The following is a 26,858-nucleotide window of genomic DNA, read 5'->3' as shown; positions in this document are numbered from 1 at the left end:
AGACTAAAAATCTACTTGCCAACAGGTTAAGTACAAAATATAAATTATAAGAGTATGTCTGCATCAATAGGAGCTGGAGAATTTATTGTAGAAGGAGGCCACCAATTAAGTGGTGAGATTATTCCTCAAGGAGCTAAAAATGAAGCTTTACAGATTTTATGTGCTGTATTGCTTACGGAAGATAAAGTAACTATTCACAATATCCCTAACATTATTGATGTCATGAAACTGATTGACATCTTAGCTGACCTAGGCGTTAGAGTTGAAAAATTAGGAGAAGGTTCTTATGAATTTGAAGCAAGAGACATCAATATTGAGCACCTTCAAACTAAAGAGTATTCTGAAAAAGCTTCTAAACTTAGAGGTTCAATCATGGTATTGGGACCACTTTTAGCCCGTTTTGGAAAGGGTAAAATTCCAAAGCCAGGTGGAGACAAAATTGGTCGTCGTCGTTTGGATACTCACTTTTTAGGATTCAAAAAGTTAGGTGCTAAGTTCAACTATACTCAAGATGGTTTCTTTGAGATCGATGCTACTCACTTAGAAGGTACTTATATCTTGTTAGATGAACCTTCAGTAACAGGTACTGCCAATATCATTATGGGTGCTGTAATGGCCAAAGGTAAAACAACGCTTTACAACGCAGCATGTGAACCTTATATCCAACAGCTTTGTAAGATGCTGAACCGTATGGGTGCCAATATCAGCGGTTATGGCTCTAACTTATTGACGATTGAAGGTGTTGAAAAATTAGGAGGGACTACTCATACCATGCTTCCTGATATGATTGAAATTGGTAGTTTTATCGGTATGGCTGCCATGACACAATCAGAATTGACAATTAAAAATTGTCGTATTGATGAATTAGGACAAATTCCTACGGTATTCCAACGCTTGGGTATTCAGATGGAATTCAGAGGGGATGATATTTATATTCCTGCTCAAGAGCATTATCAACTAGATCGTTTTATTGATGGCTCAATATTAACTGTAGCAGATGGACCTTGGCCATTATTTACACCCGATCTATTGAGTATTGTTTTAGTGACTGCCATTCAAGCAAAAGGTACTGTTTTAGTCCACCAAAAAATGTTTGAAAGCCGTTTATTCTTTGTCGATAAGCTGATTGACATGGGAGCTCAAATCATCTTGAATGATCCACATAGAGCCACGGTTATTGGTTTGAATCGTCAATCAAAACTCAGAGGAATTCAGATGACATCTCCAGATATTAGAGCAGGTCAGGCCTTATTGATTGCCGCTCTTTCTGCTGAAGGTACAAGTGTGATTTCTAATATTGATCAAATTGACAGAGGATATCAATTTATTGATGAGCGCTTGAGAAATATCGGTGCTCATATCGAAAGAAGATAGTTCTCTTTTTAAAGAAATAGACCTGAGGGGTAAGGAAATATAATTTTTCTTTATCCCTCTTTTTTTTGGGTGTACTTACCATTGAATAATAACAAATTGTAAATATTAAGAGCATGTTTGAAACATCTCTTTTAGTGAAAAATCACCGTTTCAGAACGTGATTTGATTAATTTCATCAACTATAGAACCACAATTTTCTTTGAAATTAATTTCATCACAACCTAAAATGAAAAATTTTCCCTTCTAAAATATATAATCCAAACATGCTCTAAAAAATTTGATTAACTTCAAGGCTAAATATAATATTAAGAATAGCGATGAGTGTGAAGTATTCTAAAGGAAACAGTTATCCTCTTGGAGCTACTGTCAAGAAAAAAGGTACTAATTTTTGTATTTACTCTAAAGGTGCTACTGCAATCGAACTACTGCTTTTTGCAGACAAGGACAGCCCTAGACCCTATCACGTAATACGTTTAAATCCCGAAACCAACAAAACTTTCTACTATTGGCATGTATTTGTTGAAGGTGTTGGTCATGGTCAAGTATATGGTTATAGAGCATTTGGAGATTTCCTTCCAGAAAAAGGACAATGGTACGATGGTAGCAAGGTATTAGTAGATCCTTATGCAAAAGCGGTCTGCATGAATGATAAGTATTCAAGAAAAGCAGCCATTAGACCTGGTGACAACTGCCTTCACGCTTTAAAAAGTATTGTGATTGATGATAGTAAGTATGATTGGGAAGATGATAAACCATTATCTAGACCATATTCTAAAACTATTATCTATGAAATGCATGTGGCTGGATTTACTAAAGATCCATCTTCAGGTCTTTCGGATGAAATGAGAGGTACATACAAAGGGCTGATTGAAAAAATCCCTTATCTACAGGAGTTAGGTATCACCGCTGTGGAACTTCTACCGATCTATCAGTTTGACCCTCATGATGCACCAAAAGATAGAATCAACTATTGGGGCTATAGCCCTGTCAATTTCTTTGCACCTCACTCCGCTTATGCCATGGATCAAAATGATCCGACTAGCCCTGTAAGAGAGTTCAAAGACATGGTCAAAGCATTACACAATGCTGGTATTGAAGTAATTCTTGACGTAGTATACAATCACACTACCGAAGTGGGACCTAAAGCAGGACCAACCATCAACTTTAAAGGGTTGGATGCCACGACTTATTATATTACGGACAAAAACAACAACTACGAGTTCCTTGATTTCTCAGGATGTGGCAACTCTTTCAACGCCAATCATTCTGTGGTAAGAAGAATGATCATGGACTCTTTAAGATATTGGGTTTCGGAAATGCATGTTGATGGTTTCCGTTTTGACTTGGCTTCCGTCCTCTCAAGAGATGAAGAAGGTAGACCGTTAGAAAACCCTCCTATTTTATGGGAAATTGAATCGGACCCTATTCTAGCAGGAACAAAAATGATTGCTGAAGCATGGGATGCTGCAGGTTTATATCAGGTTGGTTCCTTTGTAGGTGACCGTTGGAGCGAATGGAATGGTGTGTATAGAGATGTATTAAGAAGGTTTGTAAAAGGAGATATGGATCAAATTGGTCCTTTTGCAGGTTGTGTAGAAGGCTCTCATCATATTTTCCAAGACCAAGAACAAAGAGACCCTAACCGAAGTATCAACTTCATTACTTGTCATGATGGATTTACCATGAATGATTTGGTGTCTTATAACCAAAAGCATAACCTTGACAATGGTGAGAACAATAATGACGGTAGTAATGACAACTTTAGTTGGAACCATGGAGAAGAGGGATTAACGGACCTTCCACAAATCAATAATTTGAGGGAACGTCAAATTAAAAACTTCTTTACGCTACTTCTTCTTTCTCAAGGGACACCTATGATTTTGATGGGTGATGAAGTCAGAAAAACCCAAAATGGTAACAATAACGCCTACTGTCAGGATAACGGTTTAAGTTGGTTCAATTGGAACGACCCTCAGAATAATGCCGAATCATTACGCTTCGTAAAAGAGTTAATACAATTCAACCTTAAGCACGGCGTTTTCCAAACAGAGCGATTCTGGAGTTCTAAAGCGAGAGCCAGAAGACCTATTATTTCATGGCATGGTGTAGAATTTGACTACCCAGATTGGAAAGGGAACTCACATGCTATTGGCTACATGCTGACTTCACCCAATACAGGTGAACAGCTTTATATCATGGTCAATACATATTGGGAGCCATTAAGTTTCGAGATTCCTGAACCTACTATCAATAATACAAAAACACAATGGAAACGTATGATTGATACTGGCTTACCTTCACCTCAAGACATTGTTAATTTTGATGATGCGGTACTGATTGTGCCTGGTCATTATACTTTAGCACCAAGATCAATTGTAGTGCTACAATCCTTCTAGTAAAGAATAAAGTGCTTCATTAAAAATAATGAGCGAACAAAAAGCCAACTTGCGATTATAATTCACAAGTTGGCTTTTTCTATTATACTATTTTCTTAATTCGGTTTTACTCTCTCACTAACAAAAATTCTATCCTCCTGTTTTGCAGATGTTTTCGATTTGAACACTTTACGCCATTCCCACATTCATTGACTAATTGTGACTCTCCTGCACCCTTCGCAACCAATCGATTAGAAGACAGTCCTTTTGCCATTAAAAGTTCACGTATGTACTCTGCTCTTTTTGCTGTCATCTCCATATTGTATTCATCAGAGCCTCTTGAATCAGAATGGACAGTAATGTATAATGTTACTTTAGGAAAATCTTCAAGGATTTCACCCAATGCATCAATCTGATCTTTATTTTTTATTTCAAAAGCACTATTGATTTCAAAATCTATGGTGTTTAACACATAAGGCACATTTAACTGTACCGCATTGATTCTATAGGTTACATCTATCACTTCAGTTTCATCTTTCCCTATTGTAGAGAAATGATGTACTCTTTGATCAAAATATTTTTTTTTCGTTCCGTGAACTGTAAAGTTTGATTCGCCATTTAATGTCAAAACAAATTTTCCTTCTTGATCTGTATAAATAGTTGTCTTGGCACCACTTTTGGTATTCACTACGCATACTTTTACACCTTCAACAGTTAAACCAGTACTACTGTCGAGGTAGAGCCCTTTCAGGGTATACTCTTTTACGGATGCATTTGAGACAATAGCGAAGCAACTGATGAAAAGAGTGATGAGTGGGTATAAAAAACGATTGGTAATTCGCATAACAGTAAGTTTATCAACACACAAGAGATATTGATTATCTAGAAGTTCTAAAAACAAATATACAAATTATTAACGCTCGTTGATAGAATAAGTTGTTTAAACTTCAAAATAATCTTACTCAAATGAAAAATAACTAAACATAAGATTATCAATATTTTGCTCACAAAGATAAATAAAATCAATGAAATTGATTAACAATGAATAGATCCATATTTAAGAAATGCTTTCTTTTTCTTTATTTACTTACTTGTACATATTGTTTTGCAAGTAATAAAGTGTCTGTTCATGGTGTAGTTTATTCACATAAATCCAAAAGTATTGAAAACGTAAAGGTAGTGGTTTATTCTTTTGAAGAAAAACAAAATATGACACTACTCACTCCTGTAGAGAGTACTATCTCTGATCGTGATGGTAAATTTGAATTGCATTTAGACAATCATTCCAACTATCAGATTAAGTGTTTTAAAGAGGGATGGAAGATGGAAAACAATGCCATCATCTTAGCTAAAGAAGCACATGGTACACAAAAAATCAAAATCAATTGTCAATTAAGAAAAGCAGATAATATTTACGAACTGATCGGTGAGTTACATCAGGATAAGAAAGATAAATATCAGATCGATTTATTTGACCCCTCTTCAAATACCGTGATTAGCCTGAAAGAGAAAATTTTTGATTTCAACTTTCAGTTAGATAAAAAAGGAGGATACATACTAAAAGTGATCAATCAAGATGATCATATTTTATATATGAATAGAATAGAGGTGAATCAAGCCACCAATAAAGTGGTTATCGATATTCCCTCAGATCAAAAAAGACGATTTAAAGTTTATCCTTTTACAGTCAACACTTCCAATATCAATGATGATGCTTACGAGGAGTTAGGGTTAATTGTAAAAAGGATGAAAGAAAAAGAAAATATTGATATTAAAATCGAGTGCCACACTGATTCTAGGGGGGATGACAATTTTAATCTAAAAATTTCCCAAGAACAGGCCAAATCCATTAAAAACTACTTAATTTTACAGGGTATATCTTCTGAAAGAATCTTTACAGAGGGTTTTGGTGAGAACTTCTTGCTCAATGAATGTAAGAATAACGTAAAATGTTCTAACTTAAAACATCTTGAAAACAGAAGAGTGGAATATTTGTTTTTAGTAAGTTCTACAAGATAGCTTACGTTTTTTAAACATTAGAATGACCGTCAACACAGTACAAAAATATACGATAGGCTACGCAGCAATAAAAGATGATGTTTCCAAGCATTGGATTGATGATATTAGTGAAGATAGTTTACAAATTGGTACCGTTTACACTGATGAATCAATCACTTCAGAACAAGAACTTAATATTTCCACTGCCTTTAAAGAAAGTCATAAACCACAATTGGCTTTAAAAAATGCCGCGAAAGTAATCAAGGAAAATATTGGTGCACATTATGCTTTAGTCTACATCAAAGACCGTAGAATGTGGCACACTCGTAGTGGTAATATTCGAGTATTCGTCTTCAGACAAGGTCGTTTTTTATCCCCTCCGCATCACAAAGCTACTTCTGTTTCTACTCCTTTCCTTCTCAAAGAAGAAGATCAATTGATTTTAGCTTCTTCCAAATTATTATTTGATAATGATCCTAAAATCTTAAAAGAGATATTTCGATCTTCTCTCCCTCAAGAGATTGCTGAAAAACTACTTTCCACTGGCACTCCTGCCGGCGAAAACTCTATTTGTACTATTTTACCTTGTGAGTTTTTAAGAGATAATACGCCTTCCAGAGATAGGATGAAGGTATTGGATGAGGTATTTCCTTTTGAAAAAGAGGCAGCAGAACGGTTAGCTCACCCTAATCAGCAACGTAATACAATCTATAACTTTGCTGGTTTTGTTCTCTTCACACTATTGGTCATTTTTATGTACAATAAGAATAAAACCAATTGGAATGAAGAGATTGCACTCAAACAACAAGAAATCACACAACTCCAAAAACAGTTGAGTAAGGCGAATGATAAAATTCGCTCCTACGACAACTATCAAAAATTACATACTCAGTCTATCGCTGAAAGAAATTTTGATGCATTTGACAGTGAGAGATACCGAATGTATGCTCTTTTTAGAGATGTAAGAAGCAAATTTGACAGAAATCAAGTCGCTGACAAGTTCAATATCTACAATCCACTAGCCATTGAAGCAAAAGTGGTAATGGGTGAAAATTGGTTTATTGTACCCGTGAAAGGTACGCATCTAGTGCAAAAAGGTGAAACGCTGAAAAAAATTGCCGCTCTTTATTATGATAATGTAAAAGAGGGAACTCAACTTATTCAACAATTTAATCCTCAAGTTGTAGAAGGACATTCTATTTTCCTTCCGTTCGAAATGGAAAAGTAATCCATTTGATACTCTTATTTTTACGGAAGTCCAAAACATTCTAACTTCACAAATACTTTGTTGCATACAACATTGCTACTTCAAAATAACATTTAAAATCAAAAGGAACGTTAATACGCTCTTTCAATTAGGGGTTGACTAACCTCTTTCGTAATTTTGCTTTTAGGTTTAACAACTACCTACATTTCAAACAAAATTCACAATGATCCACTCTTTTATAGGTGATTTAGGACATACATCGATCATCGTAGCTTTTGTCGGGGCAATTCTCTCGGCTATTGCATATAGGCTTTCTGCTACTGAAAATAATTCAGTTGAAAAAAATCAATGGCTGAAATTAGCTAGAGGAACGTTCTTCCTTCACGGTTTTTCGGTCTTCAGTATTGTGTGTATTTTATTTTACATGATTTTCAATCATTACTATGAATACCACTATGTATGGAGTCACTCTTCCAATAATTTACCAGCGTATTATATCGTATCAAGTTTCTGGGAAGGTCAAGAAGGTAGTTTCCTTGTTTGGTCTTTTTGGCATGTGCTTGTTAGTATTTTTGTGATCAAAAAAGGCGATCAATGGGAAAGTAATGTAATGTTTATTATTGCTGCTGTACAAGCCTTTTTGATGTCGATGGTATTAGGTATCGATGTTCTTGGTAGTAAAATTGGTTCCTCTCCTTTCATCTTATTAAGAGATGCTATTGAAGCTCCTGTATTTGCTAGCAATCCTAACTTTGTTCCTGAAGATGGTACAGGTTTAAATCCTTTACTTCAAAATATATGGATGGTGATCCACCCTCCTACACTTTTTATGGGTTTTGCTTTAACGATTGTTCCTTTTGCCTATGTGATTGCAGCATTGATTCAAAAGCAATACTCTGAGTGGGTTAAACCTGCAATGGGATGGGTTGTTTTAGCCGTTTCAGTTTTAGGTCTAGGAATTATGATGGGTGCTTATTGGGCCTATGAAACGCTTAACTTTGGTGGATATTGGAACTGGGACCCTGTTGAAAATGCAGTCTATGTACCTTGGTTAATCCTCTTAGCAGGATTGCACCTTATGGTCATTCAACATAAAAGTAAAACAGCTTTAAAGACAAGTATGATCTTGGTGGTATCAGCCTTCATTCTTGTACTTTATTCGACATTCTTAACAAGAAGTGGTGTATTAGGTGAAGCCTCGGTACACTCCTTTACAGACTTAGGTTTATCAGGACAATTATTATTGTACTTGGTATTTTTTACTACAATAGCCATTGTATTATTCATTGTACGTTGGAACCAAATGCCGAAAGATGAAGATGAACCAAGTGTTTACAGTAGTGAGTTTTGGTTCTTTATTGGTGCTACGACATTGACATTAATGAGTTTCCAAGTTTTAGTACCCACTTCAATTCCTGCTTGGAATGCATTGGTTTCTAATTTCGGAATTCAATCCAACCTCGCTCCTCCTGCTGATGCGGTTGCATTCTATACCAAATTCCAACTTTGGTTTGCTGTAGCCGTAGCCATTGTGTCTGGTACTACCCAATATTTCTTCTGGGTAAGAATTGACAAGAAAAATATATGGAATACTTTATCGATCCCGTATGTAATTACGCTAATAGGTGCTGCTGCAATTATTGTAATAGGTAACGTTCACCAACCTACTTATATCATTTTACTTACTGCTGCCATCTTCTCATTAGTAGCCAATATTCAAGTATTAGTCCAATATACTAAATTAAAAATGTCGATTTCAGGTGGTGCTGTTTCACACATTGGAGCTGCATTGATGTTATTGGGTATTTTAAGTTCTAGTGGATTTGAAAAAGTAGTTTCTTTAAATCTTTCTGGAAGAATTTACAATAGTGAGTTCCCAGAAGAAATGAATAAGGAAAATGTATTACTTTTCAGAGGGCAGCCTAAGAAAATGGATCGCTATTTATTGACGTACAAAGGCCCTCGTTTCACTTCAAGAGATCTTCCTGGATATTTTGATAAAGAAAAAGTAAGACAAAAAATCAATGATCCATACCATGCAATTGTAATGGAAGACCTTATTCAAAACGGCGAAACCATAGCAAAAGCAGGTGATGAAATTCAGATTTACAACGAAAATATCTATTACGAGATAGAATATACTGACGAACAGGGCAAATCGTTTTCATTGTACCCAAGAGTACAAGATAATGAGCAAATGGGTCCTATTCCTTCTCCAGATATTGCTTCTTTCTGGAACAAAGACATGTACACTCACATTACAAACCTCGCTGTAGATGAAGAAGAGATTGAATGGAGTGAAGAAGAAGCTTTAAATATGTCTTTAGGAGACACTATCTTTTTAAATGATTACGTAGTGATTTTTGATGGTGTAAAACCGCTTGAGAAGGCTCCTGGATATGTTATTAAGGAAGAAGATGTAGCACTGCAAGCCAATCTTAGAGTTTTAGTTGGAAACGGCAGAAGTATCGACCTTAAACCGTCTTACATTCTTACAAAAGTGAAAAGAATGGGAATGGGTGGTGTAACTGAAGATTGGGACGCTGGAATCATTTCTGACACCAACAGAGAGCTGGGTCTGAGAGTGGCATTAAAGGAAATCAAGCCTAAGGAGAATAAATTTGTCTTCTCTGCTGAAACAACTCAAAAAGATTGGGTGATCATGAAGGCTGTTGAAAAGCCGTTTATCAACTTACTTTGGATCGGTACTATACTTCTTACCATTGGTACAATTATCTCAACGGTAAGGAGATTTAAAATGGGTAAAGTAGCTACTCAACCTAAAGAAAAAAAGAAAGAATATCAGTACTAAAGCTGTAAGATTTCAATAATGTCAAAATCAGGGAGGTAAATTAATGTTGTATTAGTAAACATAATTTACCTCTTTTTTTATTTATCAGAGGTGAAATGCTTAGAGATTGCCCTTCTAAAACCCCTTACCTGGATTTCTCCATTTTCCATGACATCTATTATTGAGTAACTATTATTCTCCGGTCCATTATAATCTACTTGTGCTATCATAGTCATATAATGAATTCCATCGATATTTTTATAGTACTCTCTATGATAATGTCCTTGAAAAACCATCATCACTTTATTCGAATTATTCAATATTTTTCTCACTTCTTGATGTTCACCTGGATAGTACTTACCATCTTCTTCGCCCATAGGGTGTAAAGTATGGTGGATAAATACAATAGTTGGATACTTCGTTTGAGCAAGGTCCTCTTTTAACCAATCTTGCTCGTGTTTTGGGATGTGAACATCTTCCCAATGAAAATTTCCTTTATCATGATTCGTCCCATCTTCAAAGTAATTGGCATCTAATACCACAAAATGTATGTTGTTTTTATCAAATGAATAGTAGCTTTTATTTTTGTCAATATTGGTATTTTCTATTAATGATAAGAATTCGCTTTTACTGATGCCATCAATATCATGATTGCCGATTGCATGGTATTGATCTCCGTTAAAATTGGAAAACTCTTTTTCGATAGCTTTAAGATATTTGATGGTATTTTCTTTGTTTGGCTTCTCGTCCTGATCTTTAAAATCTCCAAGATGAATTACGAAATCCAAGTCTTTCTGATTGAAAACTTGTATTGCCTCTCCCATTTTGAAAAGACTCTGATCATAATGATTGACGTTATCTGATGGATTATTTTTGCGCTCTGCGTAATGACTGTCCGTGATCAATCCAAATGATACTAATGGTTTTTGTTCTTCCTTTTTTTCTAAAGATTGACAACCAACAAATGGGAATAATGATGAAACCAATGCTGATTTCTGTAAAAATGAACGACGAGTTACGTTATATTTTTTTTCCATTTTAATAAAAAAGAGGGAGACCCGAAAGCCTCCCTAGTAATCAATAAATCTATTCTAGTACTGTGAGTAAAGAACTGTTTTGTGCACCATCTTTAAAACAATGGTGTACGTTCCATTCCTTCATTTCCGATAATTAATAACCAGGATTTTGAATCAAATCTTTATTTGCATCCAAAGCATTTTGAGGAATAGGATAAACTCTTCTGTTTACATCTGAAACCAATTTATCTTTATAAGTTTCTTCGAACTTGCCAAAACGAAGTCGGTCTGTTCTTCTAAAACCTTCCCAATACAATTCAAACCCTCTTTCGTTAAACATTCCTTCTAGGTCGATTGAAGTCAATGTTGATGCTCCTCTTGCAGATAAGACGGTGTTGATATCAGCTACTGCACCACCTTGATCACCTTTTCTTAGTTTTGCTTCTGCTCTCATCAAGTAGATTTCAGCTAGACGCATAATTGGAATATTGACTGAACCAACAGCAGTATTACTTGCTCCGTTGTCAAATTCAAACTTATAGACACGGACCCCTGCCGCTTGTGTTTCATTACTTAAGTTTACTTCTGGAGTGAAAATCATAGGCTCGTTGTTTCTGAAGTTTGTCAACTTATCAATAATCAACCACCCTTTTTCATCTCTAAGGAAGTCAGAATTATCTTCATTTCTGATAACACCGTATTGCTGACCAACCATAAAACCACGGTTCAAGTGATATTGTTCTTCAGGGATTGAACCTGTTTCATATTTAAAGTTTTCTTTATGGAATCGAGGATCGTTTTCTTTTCCATTCCAAGTATTATAAAACTCTTCAGTAGTTGCTCCACCATTCCAGCCTCTGTGTGCATTGGATACCCAAACATTTCTGCCAGTCACAAATAAAGCCAATTTATTTGAACCTAATTCATTTAGATATTCTTGTTTCACACCAAAAATGATCTCTTTTTTGTCATCATTATGTCTTGAAAATAAGGAGAAATAATCTTCATTTTCTAATGCAAAACCTCCGTTGTTGATGAGTTCCGATGTATACGAAATAACCTTATCTAAATCTTGCGCATCAAAAGTTACAGTCTCATATCGTTTAGTGTACACTGATTTATTCAAATACAACCTAGCCAATAAACCATTGACTGCTTCTTTAGTAATTTGATAGTATTCAACGTCAGACGATGAAGGTAAATTTGGCATTGCAGTTTCAAAAGTTTCAACGATTTTATCAAATGCCTCTTCCGCTTCTAATATGATTGGCTTATCTCTAAAATCTAACCCCTCCGCTTCACGGTAAGGTACTTTTCCCCAAAGATCCAAGATCGTCATCATGTAAAAAGCTTTCATTGCTTGTGCTTCAGCAAGGATTTGTTTGTGTTGAGGTTTGTCAGACTTCATCACCTCACTTTCTGTCATAATAGCACGTGCAAGACCAGTGTTAAGCTTTTCCCAAGCACTACCAATCGTCACATGAAAAGCCGTCCAAGTATGACCATAGATTTCTCTCCATTGACCATTACCATCCCAGTCTGTCCCACGAGTTGGGCAGATGGTCTCGTCAGTACTCACTTGTTGCAAAGGCCATACATTTTCATGGTCGGTGAAAGTATTCAGCATCATATTATAAGTTGCCGACATCAAAGCTTCTGGACCACCATCTGAATTAGGTAAGTCTGGGTTGAGTGCTTCATCCAAAATTGGTTCTGTGAGGTTACAAGCACTCAAGAAGATCATAAATGATGCTATAAATAAAGTGATCTTTTTCATGGTTATATTTTTTAGGAATGAGGTCATTATTACAATAAAACCTCATTCGTTTTTGATTCGATATTTGAATTAGAAATTGATATTTAATCCCATCAGGAAAGTTCTAGCCTTTGGATAAGCGGCATAGTCAATACCATATGACAGGTTTCCATTTACTGCTTTATTGGCATTTACATCTGGATCATAACCTGTGTATTTACTTAAGATAAATAAGTTCTGTCCTGTCAAGAATATTCTACAGCTTGACATCCAATCCACTTTTGATGCACCAATAGTATAACCTACCGTTAGGTTGTCCAATCTTAAGTAACTTCCATCTTCAAGGTAGTAAGTGGAAGGTACAGGTATGTTTGTTGCTGACTCTCCAGAATTGGCCAATTCATTGGTAGCATTTGATCCATTAGCTAGACCTGGCACTGAGAAAAAGGCATTAGCAGTGTTGTTATAAATCTTATTACCTGCCACTCCATTGAAGTTGATAAAGGCATCCCATTTCTTGTATTTCAAAGTAGTACTCAATCCAAAAGTCCAAGAAGGAATTGCTGATCCCGCAATGATACGGTCTTCATCGTTAATAATACCGTCACCATTTTTATCGTCAATAATATAATTTCCTTCTTCGTCAAAACCTTTAAAATCAAAGAGTAGGAAAGAACCAAGTGGAGCACCATTTGTGATGATATTAATAGTACTTCCTGCCACACCTGGACCATGTAACATACCTGTCATAATTCTTGATACAGGAAGGTCTTGAACGTCATTTTTGATGTAAGCGGCATTGACATTTAAATCCCATTGGAAATCTTTCTTCGTCATCAAAACTGTATTTAAGTTCAATTCAACACCTTTGTTGATCACTCTTCCATCAATATTTTCCCAAACATAAGGAACAGGCGAAGGTGCAGGAGCAGGCATGTAGACCAACATGTCGCGTGTGGTTTTATGGAAATAATCCACTGAACCTGTCAATCTTCCTTCAAATAATCCGAAGTCTACACCAATGTTTGTTTGCTCACTCATCTCCCATTTCAAATCAGGATTTTGAGTTCTACCCATTACAATACCTGGAATAAACACTCCATTGTACCAATAGCCGGCTCCATTATCTGAAGCATAAGCTTGTTGAGTAATCTTGCCAGGAATTTCTTGATTACCCGTCATACCCCATCCAGCACGTAGTTTCAAGTCATCCAAGATATTCTGACCTTTCAAAAACTCTTCCTCAATGATTCTCCAACTTGCTGAGAAAGCTGGGAAGACACCATATCTATTGTTTTCACCAAACTTAGAAGAACCATCTGAACGTAGTGAAGCAGAAACGTTGTATTTATTCGCAAAGCTATAATTTACACGTCCATAAAATGATTGCAACTTATTGATCTCTCCTGATCCAAATGGTGCTACAGAAGTCCAATCCGTACCGATCCCCGGATTCCAATCGCCTTCTATTTCTTCAGTTGTAAAATTGGAAGTGGTATAACCATGTGCTCTTAATAAAATTTCTTGATACGAATGACCTGCTAAAACACTCCAAGTAGATCGCCCAACCGTTTTATTATAAGTCAAGTAGTTCTCTATAATCGTATTGACATTTTCATTGTCTAGCTTTGAAATACGTCCATTGGGGTTCATAAAAGCAATATTGTTAGGCCTGTTTAAGACACTTCTTGATGACATCGCATAGTCTGCTCCAATCTGCGTTCTCCAGTTTAAATCTTTTGCAAGCTTTACTGTAGCGCCCACATTTCCCAGCAATCTATTGGTTCTCGTTTCATCTTTATATAATTCTAAAAAGGCTAATGGATTCGCTCCTGAAGGGAAGAAGAATAAAGAACCATCATCATTATAAACCGGGTAAGTAGGGTTTGCCTTTAAAGCATTCGTAATGATCTCCCCGTCCGCTGATGAGCGATCAGAAGTAGGTGCTGCTAAGTCATTAATATGTGAAGCTGTAAAATTGATATCTACCTTCACTCTATCTTTTAGAAAGCTTTGCGTATTATTAAAACGGGCTGTAAACTTCGTCATGCCACTTTCCTTAATCAAGCCTTCTTGATCCATGTAAGATAGTGATACAAACGATTTTCCACCTTTTGCATTTCCGTTAGAAAAAGATAGGTTGTGGTTTTGTGTAAATGCTTGACGATAGATTTGATCTTGCCAATCGGTATTGATTGTTTCAGAATAAATATCTCCAATATTATGTTTATTAGCTACTGCTCTATATTGGTCACCATCCATCATATCGATTTTTCTAGCTACATTAGATACACCAAAATAGTTGGAATAATTGATCTTACTTTTTCCAGGTTCGCCTTTCTTAGTTGTAATCAAAATTACACCATTCGAACCTCTAGAACCATAGATAGCAGTAGCGGAAGCATCTTTCAAAATCTCCATTTTCTCAATGTCATTGGGATTTAAAAAGTTCATTGGGTTTTTCGCTTCTGCTCCCCACTCTCTACCTGCACTTTCCGGTGCAGCCGCTGCTACAGGTGTGTTATCTAATGGTACTCCATCAATTACATAAAGAGGAGCATTTCCTGAACGGATAGAACTAGCACCACGGATATTGATATTTAAAGCAGCACCAGGCTCACCACTAGCAGAAGTCACTGTCACACCTGCCACTCTACCTTGCAATGACTCTGCAGGCGACATGATAATCCCTTGATTCAGATCTTCTGCTGAAATAGAAGAAACCGCCCCAGAAATTTCACTTCTTTTCTGTGAACCATACCCTACTACAACAATTTCCTCCAATTGCTTCACATCTTCACTCAATACAATATCAAAATTACTTCTGTTTTGTACTGCAATAGTCTGACTTTCGAACCCTGTAAAACTAAAAGTCAGTGACGCATTTGAATTTATATTTTGAAGAATAAAATTACCCTCAAAATCTGTAATTGATCCTTTATTTTGACCTTCAACTCTTACGGTAACACCTGGAAGAGGTTCTCCTTTTTGATCTTCAACTTTTCCACGGATTGTCTTCACTTCTTGCTGGATTCCAACACCAGAAGTAGTTTGTTGCTTCTCAGAGTAAGTCACATAAATGACTTTATTTCTTTCTCTAAATTCAAGATTAAAAGTACTCGAAATACTATTGAGGATATCAGTAATAGTACCTACCTTCTCAAAGGTCACTTTGCCTACTTTGTCCATATCTTCCTTAACAAAAGAAAAAGACAGATCACTTTGTTGTTCAATAGATGAAAAAATTTGAGTAACCGACTGATTGGTCACATTGACCTTCAATGTCTCTTGAGTAATCGTTGTAAGATGTACAACAGGTTGCTTCGTAAAAGCGTTTACCGAAAAAGTCATTCCTTGCCATAGTAATACCAGGCAGCAGACTTGTAAAAGTCTCCTTTTGTTCATAATTTTATTTTTGAAAAGACAATAAAAATCTTGGGCAACATTTGGACTCCTACATCACATGTTGCCTTTTTTTATATACTAAAAGTAATACCCAGTGGGTCTTTTATTCTTTGATTAAGTAGTAATAATCTCCCTCTTTGTCTACTTTAAGCTTGAGCATAAACGCCAAGTTATCAAGGGCTTCCTCTAAAGTATTTTCTTCAAACTTTACTGAAACAGTGTAATGTAAAAGTGTTGGATCTTTGACCATAATCTTATGTCCGTACCAACGTTCAAGCTGGTGTAAAACCTCTGTCAGAGGCTTTTCTTTAAGAACTAAATCAAATTTTCTCCAAGTCGCTTCTTTGTTAGGTTCAAATATTCCAACAGCTAAATCTTGATTTGAAACCACTACTTTTTGACCTGGCTCTAAAACTGTTTTTTGCTTTTCTGTAGAAAATTCAACACTTCCCGAAAAGAGGCTAACCTGATTCTTATCCGTATTGATATTAAATGAAGTACCTAATACTTTCACATTGCTTTCCATTGTCGGAAGTAGCACTTCAAATGGATGTTTTTCATTATGTGAAATATCAAAAAAGCCTTCCCCTTCTAATCGTACATTTCTATTGAAGTCTTCATCATACCAGAGTTTAGCACCTTTATTAAGCAAGACTGTACTTCCATCTTTTAAAACCACCCTCTTACTCCCTTTCAAGGCTGTTACAAATACTTTTGTTCCTGAAGAAGAAGAATTATTAAATAAGTAAAACGAAATACCTACAAGAAGAAAAATAGCAATACTGCTCGCATACCTCATCCAAGATTGGAAACTTCTCACTTTTGTGATTTCAGAAGTATCAGCTGTAGTAGCACCTTGAATTTTATCCATCATCAATTGACGGCCTTTCTCAAGATTAGCCGTTTTCTTGGAAGATGGAATAGAATCCCAAGTTTCTTTCAACTCCAAAAAATCTTTATCCGATTTTTCTTCTTCGCTGACCTGCTTTTCTCCTGCCAATCTTTTGGCTATTTCTATGTACTTTTCGTCTTGCATATTTTTTTGTTTTCAATGCTATGACGCAGTTCTTTTGATTTACCCTACGGTTTTAATGTAAAGGAATCGTTAACTAAGAAAATCTTTATTCATCTTTTTGAAACATATAAAGTAAATAGCCATACTAAGTTTTAAAAACTCATGGTTTTTAGAAATCGGGAGATTTCTATTGATCTGAAGGACACGAATGACGCTGACGCTTAACATTCGCGCCAGTGATATCGTTTCACTCCCCTAGCGCAAGAGTTAAGCGATAGCGTCTCTTGTGCTTTATAGATCTTTAGAAGTCTCTGACTTCTAGTAAGTAAAATAGGGACTAAATATCATGTACCATGACTAAAAGGAAGAAGAAGGAATCTTAAAAGTAAACAATAATTTAGTTTACATTGAATTAAAGATGCTTCTCTAAAAACTCTTCATGAATCAACTTCAGTGTTTTTCCAATATATTTTTCTACTGTTTTGACACTGATTTCCAACACTTCTGCAATCTCTTGATATTTTAATTGATGAAAACGGCTTAACTCAAAAGCTTGTAATTGTAAGGGTGGAATATTGGTTTTGAACTGCTCCCAGGCAGTTTGCATATCTTCTGTTAAGAGGGTTTCTTCTGGTGAAAAAGTGGTTTGGGTTATTTCTTCCTCTTCAATAGAACTGACTGTAAACTTAGTTTTTCGGGTAAGGCTAATACATTGATTTTTAACCATTGTAAAAAGAAATGAACGTGGGTAGCTGACTCCTTGCAATAGTGTTTTACTTTCCCAAATCTTCACAAATACATCAGAAACCAGTTCTTCAGCTTGTGGATAGTCATTTAAAAAAGTGAAAGCAAAATCACAAAGTCGTTGGTAATAGGTTTCAAATAAAATGTTTAAAGCGTTAATATCACCTTCGGAAATATCACGAAAGAGTTGTAGTTCGTTCATCTAATCTAGCTTTTATAGCCTCAGTTTTCAATCTACACAAATGTAGTAAGTAATTATCATGGATGTATGGCTATCTATATTATGAATTTATTAAGGTATTTACCTATCACACTGCAAACTAAGATGTCTAATATTTATAGTATTTAGAACTCAGGAAAGTTTATGATGATCTAATTGACATTCACGCCAGTGGATTTTCCACCCAATTCAGTGGCTAGTATTTTCTCGGCCTGTAAGGGAAAAGTGTTACAAAAAAAATGATGCAGAAGAAAACTTGAAAGTCAATTCTATAAATATTGTAGAAAAATGGATTGGAAGTTTGAGAAAATTTAGTTTTCAGTATACTTATCGAAAGAGAATTACAACTGTCCATTATAAACAATGGTAACTCAACCTTCTTTTAGTCGATTTATCTAAATAAAATAATACTCTTCGTTTCAGTCTCAACAAAAAGCGTTTAAACCTTTGGTACTTTATTACAAGAGCTATCAACACCTTAACAAACAGTAAATGAAAAACTTATAAATTATTGATCATCAACTAAGGCCTTACATCATAAAACCTTATTTATCATTCTAACGTTAATAATTCTTAACTATTTATCTCTCAATAATATGAATACTAAAAAACAACAACTAACATGGAAAAGCGGAACTTTTAGTAATAAAATAAAAGTGTATGAAGATAATAACCTCATTGGTTCCCTTGACATGAGTATGATGTCTAAAAATTCTAAAATGACATTATACAGCAAAGAATATTGTATTGAAAACAAAAGTATCTGGAACAGTGATTCAATGATTATTGATCGTGTAACCGGAGAAGTAATTGGCGAAATGACTTACACTAAATTGCTGGGAAAAGCCAAGATTACATTGGAAGGAAAATCTTATAAATGGAAAACAAAAGACATATTTACTACTAAATGGGATTTGGTTGATGAAAATGAGATGGTATATGCTTCGTATAAAGCATCTTTATCATCAGGCAAAATCACAATAATAAAACCTCACCCTACACTCATTTTAATTGGTCTTTATTCTTATATTTATATGAATCAAGTCAGTGTACTTTCCACAGTTGGTATCGCATAAAAAAATCCCTTTGGTTTTGAATTAAATTGAAACCAAAGGGATCTTTTTCGTCAAAAGATTCAGACTATATTTTAATAACTCTGACTGCTAAAATAACATCCAGGCCTAATAATAGTAATGCGATTGCTAAGAAATAATAATATTTATTGGCTGATACATCTGCCATTTTTGAACCTTTCAATTCACCCTCAATTTTATTGATAGAACTAATGAGTCGATTGATATCATTTTGCTTATCACTGATTTCAAAGTACTCTCCACCAGTAACACTCGCCAAACTTTTCAATGAAGAAGGATTCAATTTTGTAATAATATCATTCCCCATTTTATCTCTTTTAAAACGATATCCGGCAGGAATTTTTGATCCAGATTCTGTACCAATACCCATTGTAAATAACTTCACCTCCTGGTTCTTTATTTCTTTGACCATTTCATCAGTATCCTCACCAAAATCTTCTCCATCACTCACTAAAATAATTACTTTAGATGCCTTTTTGGCTGTAGGCACTCCTTCCTCTGCGTCTTCTAGTTTCGTAATTGCCATTTCCAACGGAGGACCAAAGTCCGTACCCGAATTAGAAATTAAAGAAGTTGACATCGTCTCAATAAACATATTCAAGGCATTTCCATCGTATGTCAAAGGACACTGTAAAAAGGCATCACTTGTAAATACAATCAGTCCAATGCGATCTGAATTGAATGATTTTACAATTTGTTTTAACTCAAACTTTAATTTCGCTAAGCGGGAAGGCTTAATATCCGTAGCGTCCATTGATTTTGACAGGTCTACACAGATGTAAATATCTTTACTTACCGCTTTTACTTCTTTTTTCATCTCACCAAAAGATGGCCCCAATAAGGCTATTATAAAAAGACCAAAATAAATGGTTCTTAATATAAGCTTATAAAGAGTAGCACCACCTTTTGCTCTAAAAGATTTACGTGCTCTTAAGATTCTATAAAGGTAGAGGCAATAAAACAGGAAGAATATTGCAATCAGTGCAAATTCTAACCCACCGAGTTCCCTTGCTAACGTCATACTTTATGTAAATAGAATAAACTTGTTCATTAATATCACCTGCTAATTTAAAAGATTTATTGATGCAATAGAATAGGTAGAAGAAAATTGTACTTTTTACTCATTGAATATCAGATCAATGAATAAATCCTAAATTTAATTAACACTTTTTTATGGAATTCTATTTGGAATAATGGAATTTCACCGCTTATATTTGCATCGCATTAAACGAAAAGGACGTCAGAAATGACAACCAAATACGTTTATGGAGAGTTGCCAGAGTGGTTAATGGAGCGGTTTGCTAAACCGTCATCGGGAAACCGATGCATGGGTTCGAATCCCATACTCTCCGCTAAGTTCGGGATGTAGCACAGTCCGGTTAGTGTACCTGGTTTGGGACCAGGGGGTCGCAGGTTCGAATCCTGCCATCCCGACAAGAGCGATCTTCTAATAAGAAGATCGCTTTTTTTATGCCCTTTCATTTCTATTACGTTCACATTCCTCGATTCTATTTTTTGATTACTTTACCTCTGCTTCACGCATCGTTAAAAGTTGCCTTCTACTTTTACAAAAGATCAGCAACCTACTATAAGACGATTAAAATTGAAGCAAAAACACTTTTATATACTATTATTCGGGGTCTTATGTGTGAATTTCCTAGGCCTTTTCAATGATATATTTGATGTAGACTCTGCATTGTATGCATGTATATCGAAACATATTGTTAACACCAACGACTTCGTTAACTTAATTGTCTGGGATAAAGACTGGCTAGACAAACCTCACTTTCCTTTTTGGGTATGTGCCATATCCATGAAGATTCTAGGCGTTAATAGTTTCGCTTATAAACTTCCATCCTTTGTATTCTTCTGTATCGGGCTATGGTACACCTATAAGCTTGCCAAGGTGCTTTACAATAGAACCATCGCCCAATATAGTGTTTTGATCACAGGAACGGCATTACACATCATGTTATCAAATAATGATGTGAGAGCTGAAGCTATTTTATTAGGACTAATAATGGGTGGAATCTACCACCTTTATCAATTTTCAAATAAAAATAAGGTTTCTCATTTATTGGCAGCTGCACTTTTTTCGGCATTTGCAGTAATGACTAAAGGGGTCTTCATTCTGATCATACTCTACTCTGCTGTATGGGGTGATTTAGTTTTAAGAAACAAATGGAAGAATATCTTCAGCATAAAATGGATAATTGTTGTTGTACTTACTTTAGTTTTTACTCTTCCTGAAATTTTTGCACTGTATTATCAGTTTGATGCACATCCTGAAAAAATCGTATTTGGCACTACCAATGTCTCAGGAATTAAGTTTTTCTTCTGGGACAGTCAATTTGGACGCTTTTTCAACTCAGGACCAATTAAAGGCGAAGGTGATCCATTTTTCTTCCTTCATACGGTACTATGGGCTTTTGCCCCTTGGGCTTTGATTGCTTATGCAGGGTTATTTATAGAACTCTACCAAAGAGTCAAAAAAGGAATCGTAGCCGATGAATACATTACAGTCTGCGGCTTTGGTGTTATCTTCATTATTTTTTCGATTTCAAAATTTCAACTTCCTCACTACACCAATATCGTATTTCCACTTTTAGCAATTCATACCTCCCAAACTCTGGTTCGATGGTCTGACCAGAAAAAGTGGATAGAACAAGTTTCTAAAATTAGCATACAGCTTTACTGTGGACTGTTTTTCATGATCTGTATCGGCATCATGTTCTTTTACTTTAACGAAGTACAATACCTAGGTGCTACCTTGAGTGGCATCCTTTTGGGCTGCATTGTCTACTACAACCTTAAAAAAGGTACTGTCCAAAAACATATTGTAATGGGTATAATATGCAGTTTAATCATGGGTACTTTTATTCATGAAGTATTTTATAAAGATGTACTCACTTACCAAGGAGGCACTGCAGCAGCAAGGTATTTAAACGAAGAGTTTGAAGAACGAGAGGTACATCAAGATGTTGAGAGTTGGTTATTCCAATTTTACCTCAACGCAAAGCATCAAAGTAGTATTGACCTTGAATCCCTCCAAAACACTCCTCCTGAAAGTAGGCCATTGATTTATACAGATTATTCTTTTTTGAAGAAACTCGAAAAGAATAATATCCCCTATCAAATTATCAATCAATACGGATCCTTTCACATCACAACAATGAACTTGGCGTTTTTGAATGCAGAAACAAGAGCGTCATCTCTAGATACATTATTAATAATTGATCTGAAAATACCTCAACTTTCGAAAACAAATGAATGCGAAAAAAAGAATCTATAACATCCTTGGAGTAATTTCATTGCTACTTGTTATTCCAATAGTATTCGCTTTGATTACTAGAGAAAGAGATACCGCTTGGATGGTACATTTATTAAATGACAACCACACGATTACTTTAGACTATTTCTTTAAATACATCACGAATTTAGGAGATGGTTTATTCTTAATTCCACTTTTGGGCCTAGTCTGGCTTGTAAAGAAAGAATATTGGCCTGTTCTGGTGATGTCTGCTGCTCTTCATGGCATTTTGGTGGCCGTATTAAAGAGAGTTGTCTTTACCGGTGAAGCATTAAGCTTAAGGCCTGCCGGTCAATTTGGGGCAGAAAGCTTTCATCAAGTTCTAGACGTTCAGTTTCACTATTCGAATAGCTTTCCCTCTGGACACACTACAACAGGGTTTGTTATAGGGGCTATGATTATTCTACTATTCCCGAACTGGAAAGGAATTACAGCTGGAATGATGTATGGAATTATCGTTGGTATTTCAAGAATGTATCTGGTACAACATTTCTTCTTAGATGTAGCTGTAGGAAGCATCTTAGGCACTCTTACGGTATATGCCAGCCTTTATGTATGCGAACGCTATTACTTGCTTAAAGTAAAACCATGGAAAAAAGATTACCCTTCACTTTTTGGACAGCATTCAATTCAGAATATGTAATGAATTGAAGCTCCCCCTTGCCTAACTACAATTAATCAACATCACCGAGTTATTTAACTTTGTGATGTTTTTTTATCACTTTTGTAAACTAAAATCAACCTAATAACGCAACAAATGAACAAAGTGGTTTTGATTGCCAACCCTGTTTCAGGTAATGGAAAGGCAAAAAAAGCAGCCCAGAGGTGTGCTTCCATTCTTAAAGAATATAAGTTTGACGTCAATATTGAACTTACGGAATATGCTGGTCATGCCACAAAGCTATCCAAACAGCTTAGCAATACTTATGATATTATTGTTGCGGTTGGCGGTGATGGTACTGTCAATGAAGTAGCAACAGGTTTGGTGGGAACTACTGCAACTTTAGGTATCATCCCTAATGGATCAGGTAATGGGCTAGCACGTCATCTGAAAATCCCAATGAATACAGAAAAAGCCACCGAATGTATTGTTCAAAAAAAGGTCATTGCACTTGATGCTCCCACTATCAATGGAAAATATTTTTTCTGTACTGCTGGTATAGGTTTTGATGCTCACATCTCACATGTTTTTGCTCAAATGGACGGTCGTGGTCTAAAAAACTACATCAAAGCGATTTTCAAAGAATATGGAAGTTATCAGTCCAAAGAATACGGAGTACGATTGGATCATCAAGAAATCATAAAGCAGAAAGCCTTTGTCATGACCATCGGCAACGCTGCTCAATACGGAAATGAAGCTTTTATTGCTCCTACTGCTAAGGTAAGTGACCAACAATTAGAAATGACAATTCTTTCTCCTCCTAACCTCATCAAAGGAGCGATATGGGGTATTCGTCTTTTCCTTAAAAATATCCACAAGGCTCCTTCCGTTAAAACATTTAGTGGAAAAGAAATTGAAATAAGCAGCTCGGAGAAAGCTGTCAATGGTCATAGAGATGGGGAACCTGACACATGGAAATATCCTTTGATTTTTAAAGTAAATGATCAGATAAAAGTGATTGGTGTAAGTGATAATTAAGAATTAATAATCATTTATTTTTGGCTTAGTAATTAGAACACCAAAAAGATAAATATCTTTGAGAAAAAAAGAAGATCAGATGCAAGATAAAGAATCAAAACTACTACTTTATTCGGCCATGGTGATGTTTATCCCATACATCATCTCCATTATAACAAACGAAACGGCTACCGCTTGGTGCGTTCATATGTTTAACGATATTAATACTCCTTTCTGGAATGCTTTTTTCGCATATGCCACTCACCTTGGTGATGGACTTGTGCTTATTCCGTTGTTATTTATATTGCTTTGGCTAAAAAGAGAATATTGGAGTGTATTAGTTATGGCTTCTGCAATTCATGGCATTATTGTTTACGTTGTAAAAGAGCAGATATTAAAGGGAACTGAATTTGCCTTACGTCCTACGGGATTACATGGTCATGACGCCTTTCATCAAATTTTGAATCATCATTTACATACTATTGATACCTTCCCTTCCGGACATACTACTACTGCTTTTGTAGTAGGAGGAATGATTATTTTGATGCTTCCTAATTGGAAAGGAATCATTTTAGGCATTGGTTATGGTGTAATTATCGCCATCTCAAGAATGTATTTAGCACAACATTTCTTAGTAGATGTTTCTGCAGGTGCTATTGTTGGTTTACTGACGGTTTGGTTCTCATGGACTGTTGCAAAACGAAAGAATTGGTTAAGATTAAAGCCATGGGAGAAAGTCAGTTAAATCACTCCATTTAAGATAAACTTTCCATTTGAAGTGGATAACAATAATAAAAAACGCTAGTAATTACATCTTTAGATATAAATACTAGCGTTTTTTCATGCTCTCTAATCAATATTCATCTACTCTTGGACAGCCATTTTGTTATCAATAGCTCTATTTGAATATTCTTGCATAATTCCTTTCGCAAGATCTTCTAGCTCCTTCTCCTCTGGAAGACCTGTTCCCTTTAAATCATGTTCTTGCAACCTGTCTGTTTTAAAGTTGTACATGAAGGCTACCTTTTCCCCATCAAATCCTAATGTATAGTCTCCTTCTGTTACTTGGAAAATATTAGGGTCTAAAAAGTTGACAGAAAAATGTTTTTGAGTAGAGTCGATCGCAGAAGAACCGAATGAAATATAATCTTGCTTTACACCTAAGTAATCCATCAAAGTTGGAAAAATATCAATTTGTTGGGTGATCGTAGAATCAATTCCAACAAAATTCTGATCTCCTGGAGTGTAATAAATGATCGGTACTTTGAACAGACCAAGGCTCGTTTTATACTCTGGATAATAAACCTGATTGGTATGATCGGCAGTGATGACAAAAATAGTATTTTCAAACCAAGGCATTTTTGAAGCTGTTTCAAAAAAACGTTTAAGGGCGTAATCAGTATACTCCGTTCCTCGATTTAGTGGCATTGGACCACCTTTAAATGTCTCTTCGTATTCTTCTGGAATCTTAAATGGATGATGTGACGACAATGTAAATAATGAAGTCACAAATGGCTCTTCGAAAGTATTCATTGTTTCTGCATAATACTGCAAGAACGGCTCATCCCAAATTCCCCAAGTACCATCAAAATCATCATCATTGTTATACTCGGTCATTCCAAAGTAATCATCATAACTGGCTAAATTCATGAAAGCCTCAAATCCCATAGATCCATTGGGTGCTCCATGAAAAAACGCAGAATAGTAGCCTTCTTTTTTCAATACAGAAGCTATACTGTTAATATTATTCGTTGAATAATGTGATAACACATAAGGAGAGTAAAAATTAGGGATACTGGAAATTACAGACGGTAAGGCTGAGATAGACTTTCTACCATTGGCAAACGCGTTGACAAAGGCTTTGGAATGTTGTATTAATGAATCTGTAAATGGAGTGTAACCTACATAATCAGGATCTACAGGATTTTGATTCAAAGCTGAAATGTATTCTCGCCCAAAACTTTCAATCACAATCGTCACCACATTCATTTTCTTTTGTGGCTTATCTTGATTCGGATGATGATATGCAGAATACACTTTTGACAATTCATCTTGCGTGAAATAATTATGTTTTTTAGCGGTCTTTTTGTTCATAGTTCTCAACATCGCAAAAGGAGTATTGAGCACTACAGACATTTCAAGTGGCTTTTTCACAAATTCTCCAGCATTATTTAAAGAGATAGGACGAGTTGTCCCGTCAAAACCACCCCTAGCAGCTCCTGCTAATAAGCCAGCACTTACTATAAAAATCAGCGTATGAATAATAGAATATCTCAATACAGGTCGTTTCACTCTAGGTTTTTGTATTACTACTGCATTATAAGCGAAGATGAATACTACTATCAATACAACCCAAATCACTGTCATGTACCAATAATCCACAAATAAGAAACGGAAGAATAAAGTTGCTCCATTTTCCTCATTAGAGAACTCTCTAAAGATAGAAGCTGTTGTTCTTTTGGAGGTAAACCTAAAGAAAACAGTATCTGCTAAGTTCATGGCCAATGTGATCGCATTCACAATAAATACAGAATACTTAATCACACTTTGATACGTTTGATTATACCTCACCTGAGATGGGAATAAACTCATCAGTACAAAAATGGCATTGGTATATATCGCCGCAGGCAAATCAAACTTAATTCCTCCTAAAAATAACGTTTGAAGATCTGCATCAGGGAAATAGGAGTTATTGTAAAAGAAGAATATAAAGCGTGCTGCAGAATATAAACTTAGTATCAGTAAAAATCTATAGATGTTGACAAAAAAGATATTTGTCGTTTTTGTTTCTCTAGGCATAATGTTTCGTTAATCCATTATTAATAATCGGCCAAAGTTAAACAAAAAGAATTCAGAAAATCATGCACTTTATAAAACAACTCCCCTATTTTTGCCATTACTGATAAACTTAGTAGAATGAAAAATGGACTGTAAT

At 35.5% G+C, this 26,858-nt stretch carries 18 protein-coding genes and 2 tRNA genes; 12 read left to right on the top strand and 8 right to left on the bottom strand.

Annotation, left to right across the window (positions count from 1 at the left end; genetic code table 11):
* Positions 1-54: 54 nt before the first annotated feature.
* Both murA and glgX read left to right on the top strand, forming a co-directional pair.
* Positions 55-1,374: a UDP-N-acetylglucosamine 1-carboxyvinyltransferase gene (gene murA / locus PL77_RS16760; protein WP_044207715.1), complete on the top strand. Its 1,320-nt coding sequence runs from the start codon at positions 55-57 to the stop codon at positions 1,372-1,374.
* Between the two features lie 317 nt (positions 1,375-1,691).
* On the top strand, positions 1,692-3,770 hold the full coding sequence (gene glgX, locus PL77_RS16755) for a glycogen debranching protein GlgX (protein WP_044207714.1): 2,079 nt from the start codon (positions 1,692-1,694) through the stop codon (positions 3,768-3,770).
* 106 nt (positions 3,771-3,876) lie between these two features.
* Here the strand turns inward: glgX and PL77_RS16750 are convergent, their stop codons facing one another.
* Positions 3,877-4,593: an OmpA family protein gene (locus tag PL77_RS16750; RefSeq protein ID WP_044207712.1), complete on the bottom strand. Its 717-nt coding sequence runs from the start codon at positions 4,591-4,593 to the stop codon at positions 3,877-3,879.
* A gap of 197 nt (positions 4,594-4,790) precedes the next feature.
* Here PL77_RS16750 and PL77_RS16745 point away from each other — a divergent pair, with 197 nt between their 5' ends.
* The 3 genes from PL77_RS16745 (at position 4,791) to ccsA (ending at position 9,766) form a co-directional block, all read left to right on the top strand.
* The gene (locus tag PL77_RS16745) at positions 4,791-5,768 is read left to right on the top strand and encodes an OmpA family protein (RefSeq protein ID WP_082026597.1); all 978 of its coding nucleotides are present in this window, start codon (positions 4,791-4,793) and stop codon (positions 5,766-5,768) included.
* Between the two features lie 22 nt (positions 5,769-5,790).
* On the top strand, positions 5,791-6,975 hold the full coding sequence (locus PL77_RS16740) for a LysM domain-containing protein (protein ID WP_044207709.1): 1,185 nt from the start codon (positions 5,791-5,793) through the stop codon (positions 6,973-6,975).
* 202 nt (positions 6,976-7,177) lie between these two features.
* Positions 7,178-9,766 carry a cytochrome c biogenesis protein CcsA gene (gene ccsA, locus PL77_RS16735; protein WP_044207707.1) on the top strand — a complete coding sequence of 863 codons (2,589 nt, stop codon included), beginning with the start codon at positions 7,178-7,180 and terminating at the stop codon, positions 9,764-9,766.
* A 77-nt stretch (positions 9,767-9,843) separates the two neighbouring features.
* Here ccsA and PL77_RS16730 read toward each other — a convergent pair whose 3' ends face one another.
* The 5 genes from PL77_RS16730 to PL77_RS16710 form a co-directional block, all read right to left on the bottom strand.
* The gene (locus PL77_RS16730) at positions 9,844-10,782 is read right to left on the bottom strand and encodes a metallophosphoesterase (RefSeq protein WP_052444497.1); all 939 of its coding nucleotides are present in this window, start codon (positions 10,780-10,782) and stop codon (positions 9,844-9,846) included.
* A gap of 133 nt (positions 10,783-10,915) precedes the next feature.
* Entirely contained in the window at positions 10,916-12,538 is a 1,623-nt protein-coding gene (locus tag PL77_RS16725) for a RagB/SusD family nutrient uptake outer membrane protein (RefSeq protein WP_044207705.1), read from the bottom strand.
* Positions 12,539-12,607: 69 nt separating this feature from the next.
* Complete coding sequence (locus tag PL77_RS16720) at positions 12,608-15,922, bottom strand: TonB-dependent receptor (RefSeq protein ID WP_082026595.1); 3,315 nt, start codon at positions 15,920-15,922, stop codon at positions 12,608-12,610.
* 103 nt (positions 15,923-16,025) lie between these two features.
* The gene (locus tag PL77_RS16715) at positions 16,026-16,958 is read right to left on the bottom strand and encodes a FecR family protein (RefSeq protein ID WP_044207702.1); all 933 of its coding nucleotides are present in this window, start codon (positions 16,956-16,958) and stop codon (positions 16,026-16,028) included.
* A gap of 391 nt (positions 16,959-17,349) precedes the next feature.
* The gene (locus tag PL77_RS16710; RefSeq protein ID WP_044207699.1) at positions 17,350-17,883 is read right to left on the bottom strand and encodes an RNA polymerase sigma factor; all 534 of its coding nucleotides are present in this window, start codon (positions 17,881-17,883) and stop codon (positions 17,350-17,352) included.
* A 614-nt stretch (positions 17,884-18,497) separates the two neighbouring features.
* On the opposite strand from PL77_RS16710, the gene PL77_RS16705 reads away from it, so the two are divergent.
* On the top strand, positions 18,498-18,977 hold the full coding sequence (locus PL77_RS16705) for a hypothetical protein (protein ID WP_044207697.1): 480 nt from the start codon (positions 18,498-18,500) through the stop codon (positions 18,975-18,977).
* Positions 18,978-19,041: 64 nt separating this feature from the next.
* Here PL77_RS16705 and PL77_RS16700 read toward each other — a convergent pair whose 3' ends face one another.
* Positions 19,042-20,016, bottom strand: coding sequence for a VWA domain-containing protein (locus tag PL77_RS16700; protein WP_044207694.1), 975 nt, complete (start codon positions 20,014-20,016; stop codon positions 19,042-19,044).
* 246 nt (positions 20,017-20,262) lie between these two features.
* On the opposite strand from PL77_RS16700, the gene PL77_RS16695 reads away from it, so the two are divergent.
* The 6 genes from PL77_RS16695 to PL77_RS16670 all read left to right on the top strand — a co-directional run bounded on the left by PL77_RS16695 (position 20,263) and on the right by PL77_RS16670 (position 24,668).
* A tRNA-Ser gene (locus PL77_RS16695) sits at positions 20,263-20,347 on the top strand.
* 7 nt (positions 20,348-20,354) lie between these two features.
* A tRNA-Pro gene (locus tag PL77_RS16690) sits at positions 20,355-20,429 on the top strand.
* 169 nt (positions 20,430-20,598) lie between these two features.
* Positions 20,599-22,287 (top strand): glycosyltransferase family 39 protein, encoded by a 1,689-nt coding sequence (locus tag PL77_RS16685; RefSeq protein WP_156152403.1) that lies wholly within the window; start codon positions 20,599-20,601, stop codon positions 22,285-22,287.
* Positions 22,262-22,948, top strand: coding sequence for a phosphatase PAP2 family protein (locus PL77_RS16680; RefSeq protein WP_044207691.1), 687 nt, complete (start codon positions 22,262-22,264; stop codon positions 22,946-22,948). Before PL77_RS16685 ends, PL77_RS16680 begins: the two co-directional genes overlap by 26 nt.
* A 114-nt stretch (positions 22,949-23,062) precedes the next feature.
* Positions 23,063-23,944, top strand: a complete 882-nt coding sequence (locus tag PL77_RS16675) for a diacylglycerol kinase family protein (protein WP_052444494.1) — start codon at positions 23,063-23,065, stop codon at positions 23,942-23,944.
* Between the two features lie 58 nt (positions 23,945-24,002).
* Entirely contained in the window at positions 24,003-24,668 is a 666-nt protein-coding gene (locus PL77_RS16670; RefSeq protein WP_156152402.1) for a phosphatase PAP2 family protein, read from the top strand.
* Positions 24,669-24,787: 119 nt separating this feature from the next.
* Here the strand turns inward: PL77_RS16670 and PL77_RS16665 are convergent, their stop codons facing one another.
* Positions 24,788-26,722: an LTA synthase family protein gene (locus PL77_RS16665; protein WP_044207684.1), complete on the bottom strand. Its 1,935-nt coding sequence runs from the start codon at positions 26,720-26,722 to the stop codon at positions 24,788-24,790.
* Positions 26,723-26,858 lie beyond the last annotated feature (136 nt).

The organism is Flammeovirga sp. OC4 (genome assembly GCF_000812565.1).
In the GTDB taxonomy this organism is placed as follows: domain Bacteria; phylum Bacteroidota; class Bacteroidia; order Cytophagales; family Flammeovirgaceae; genus Flammeovirga.
This window is presented reverse-complemented; position numbering and strand designations above follow the sequence as displayed.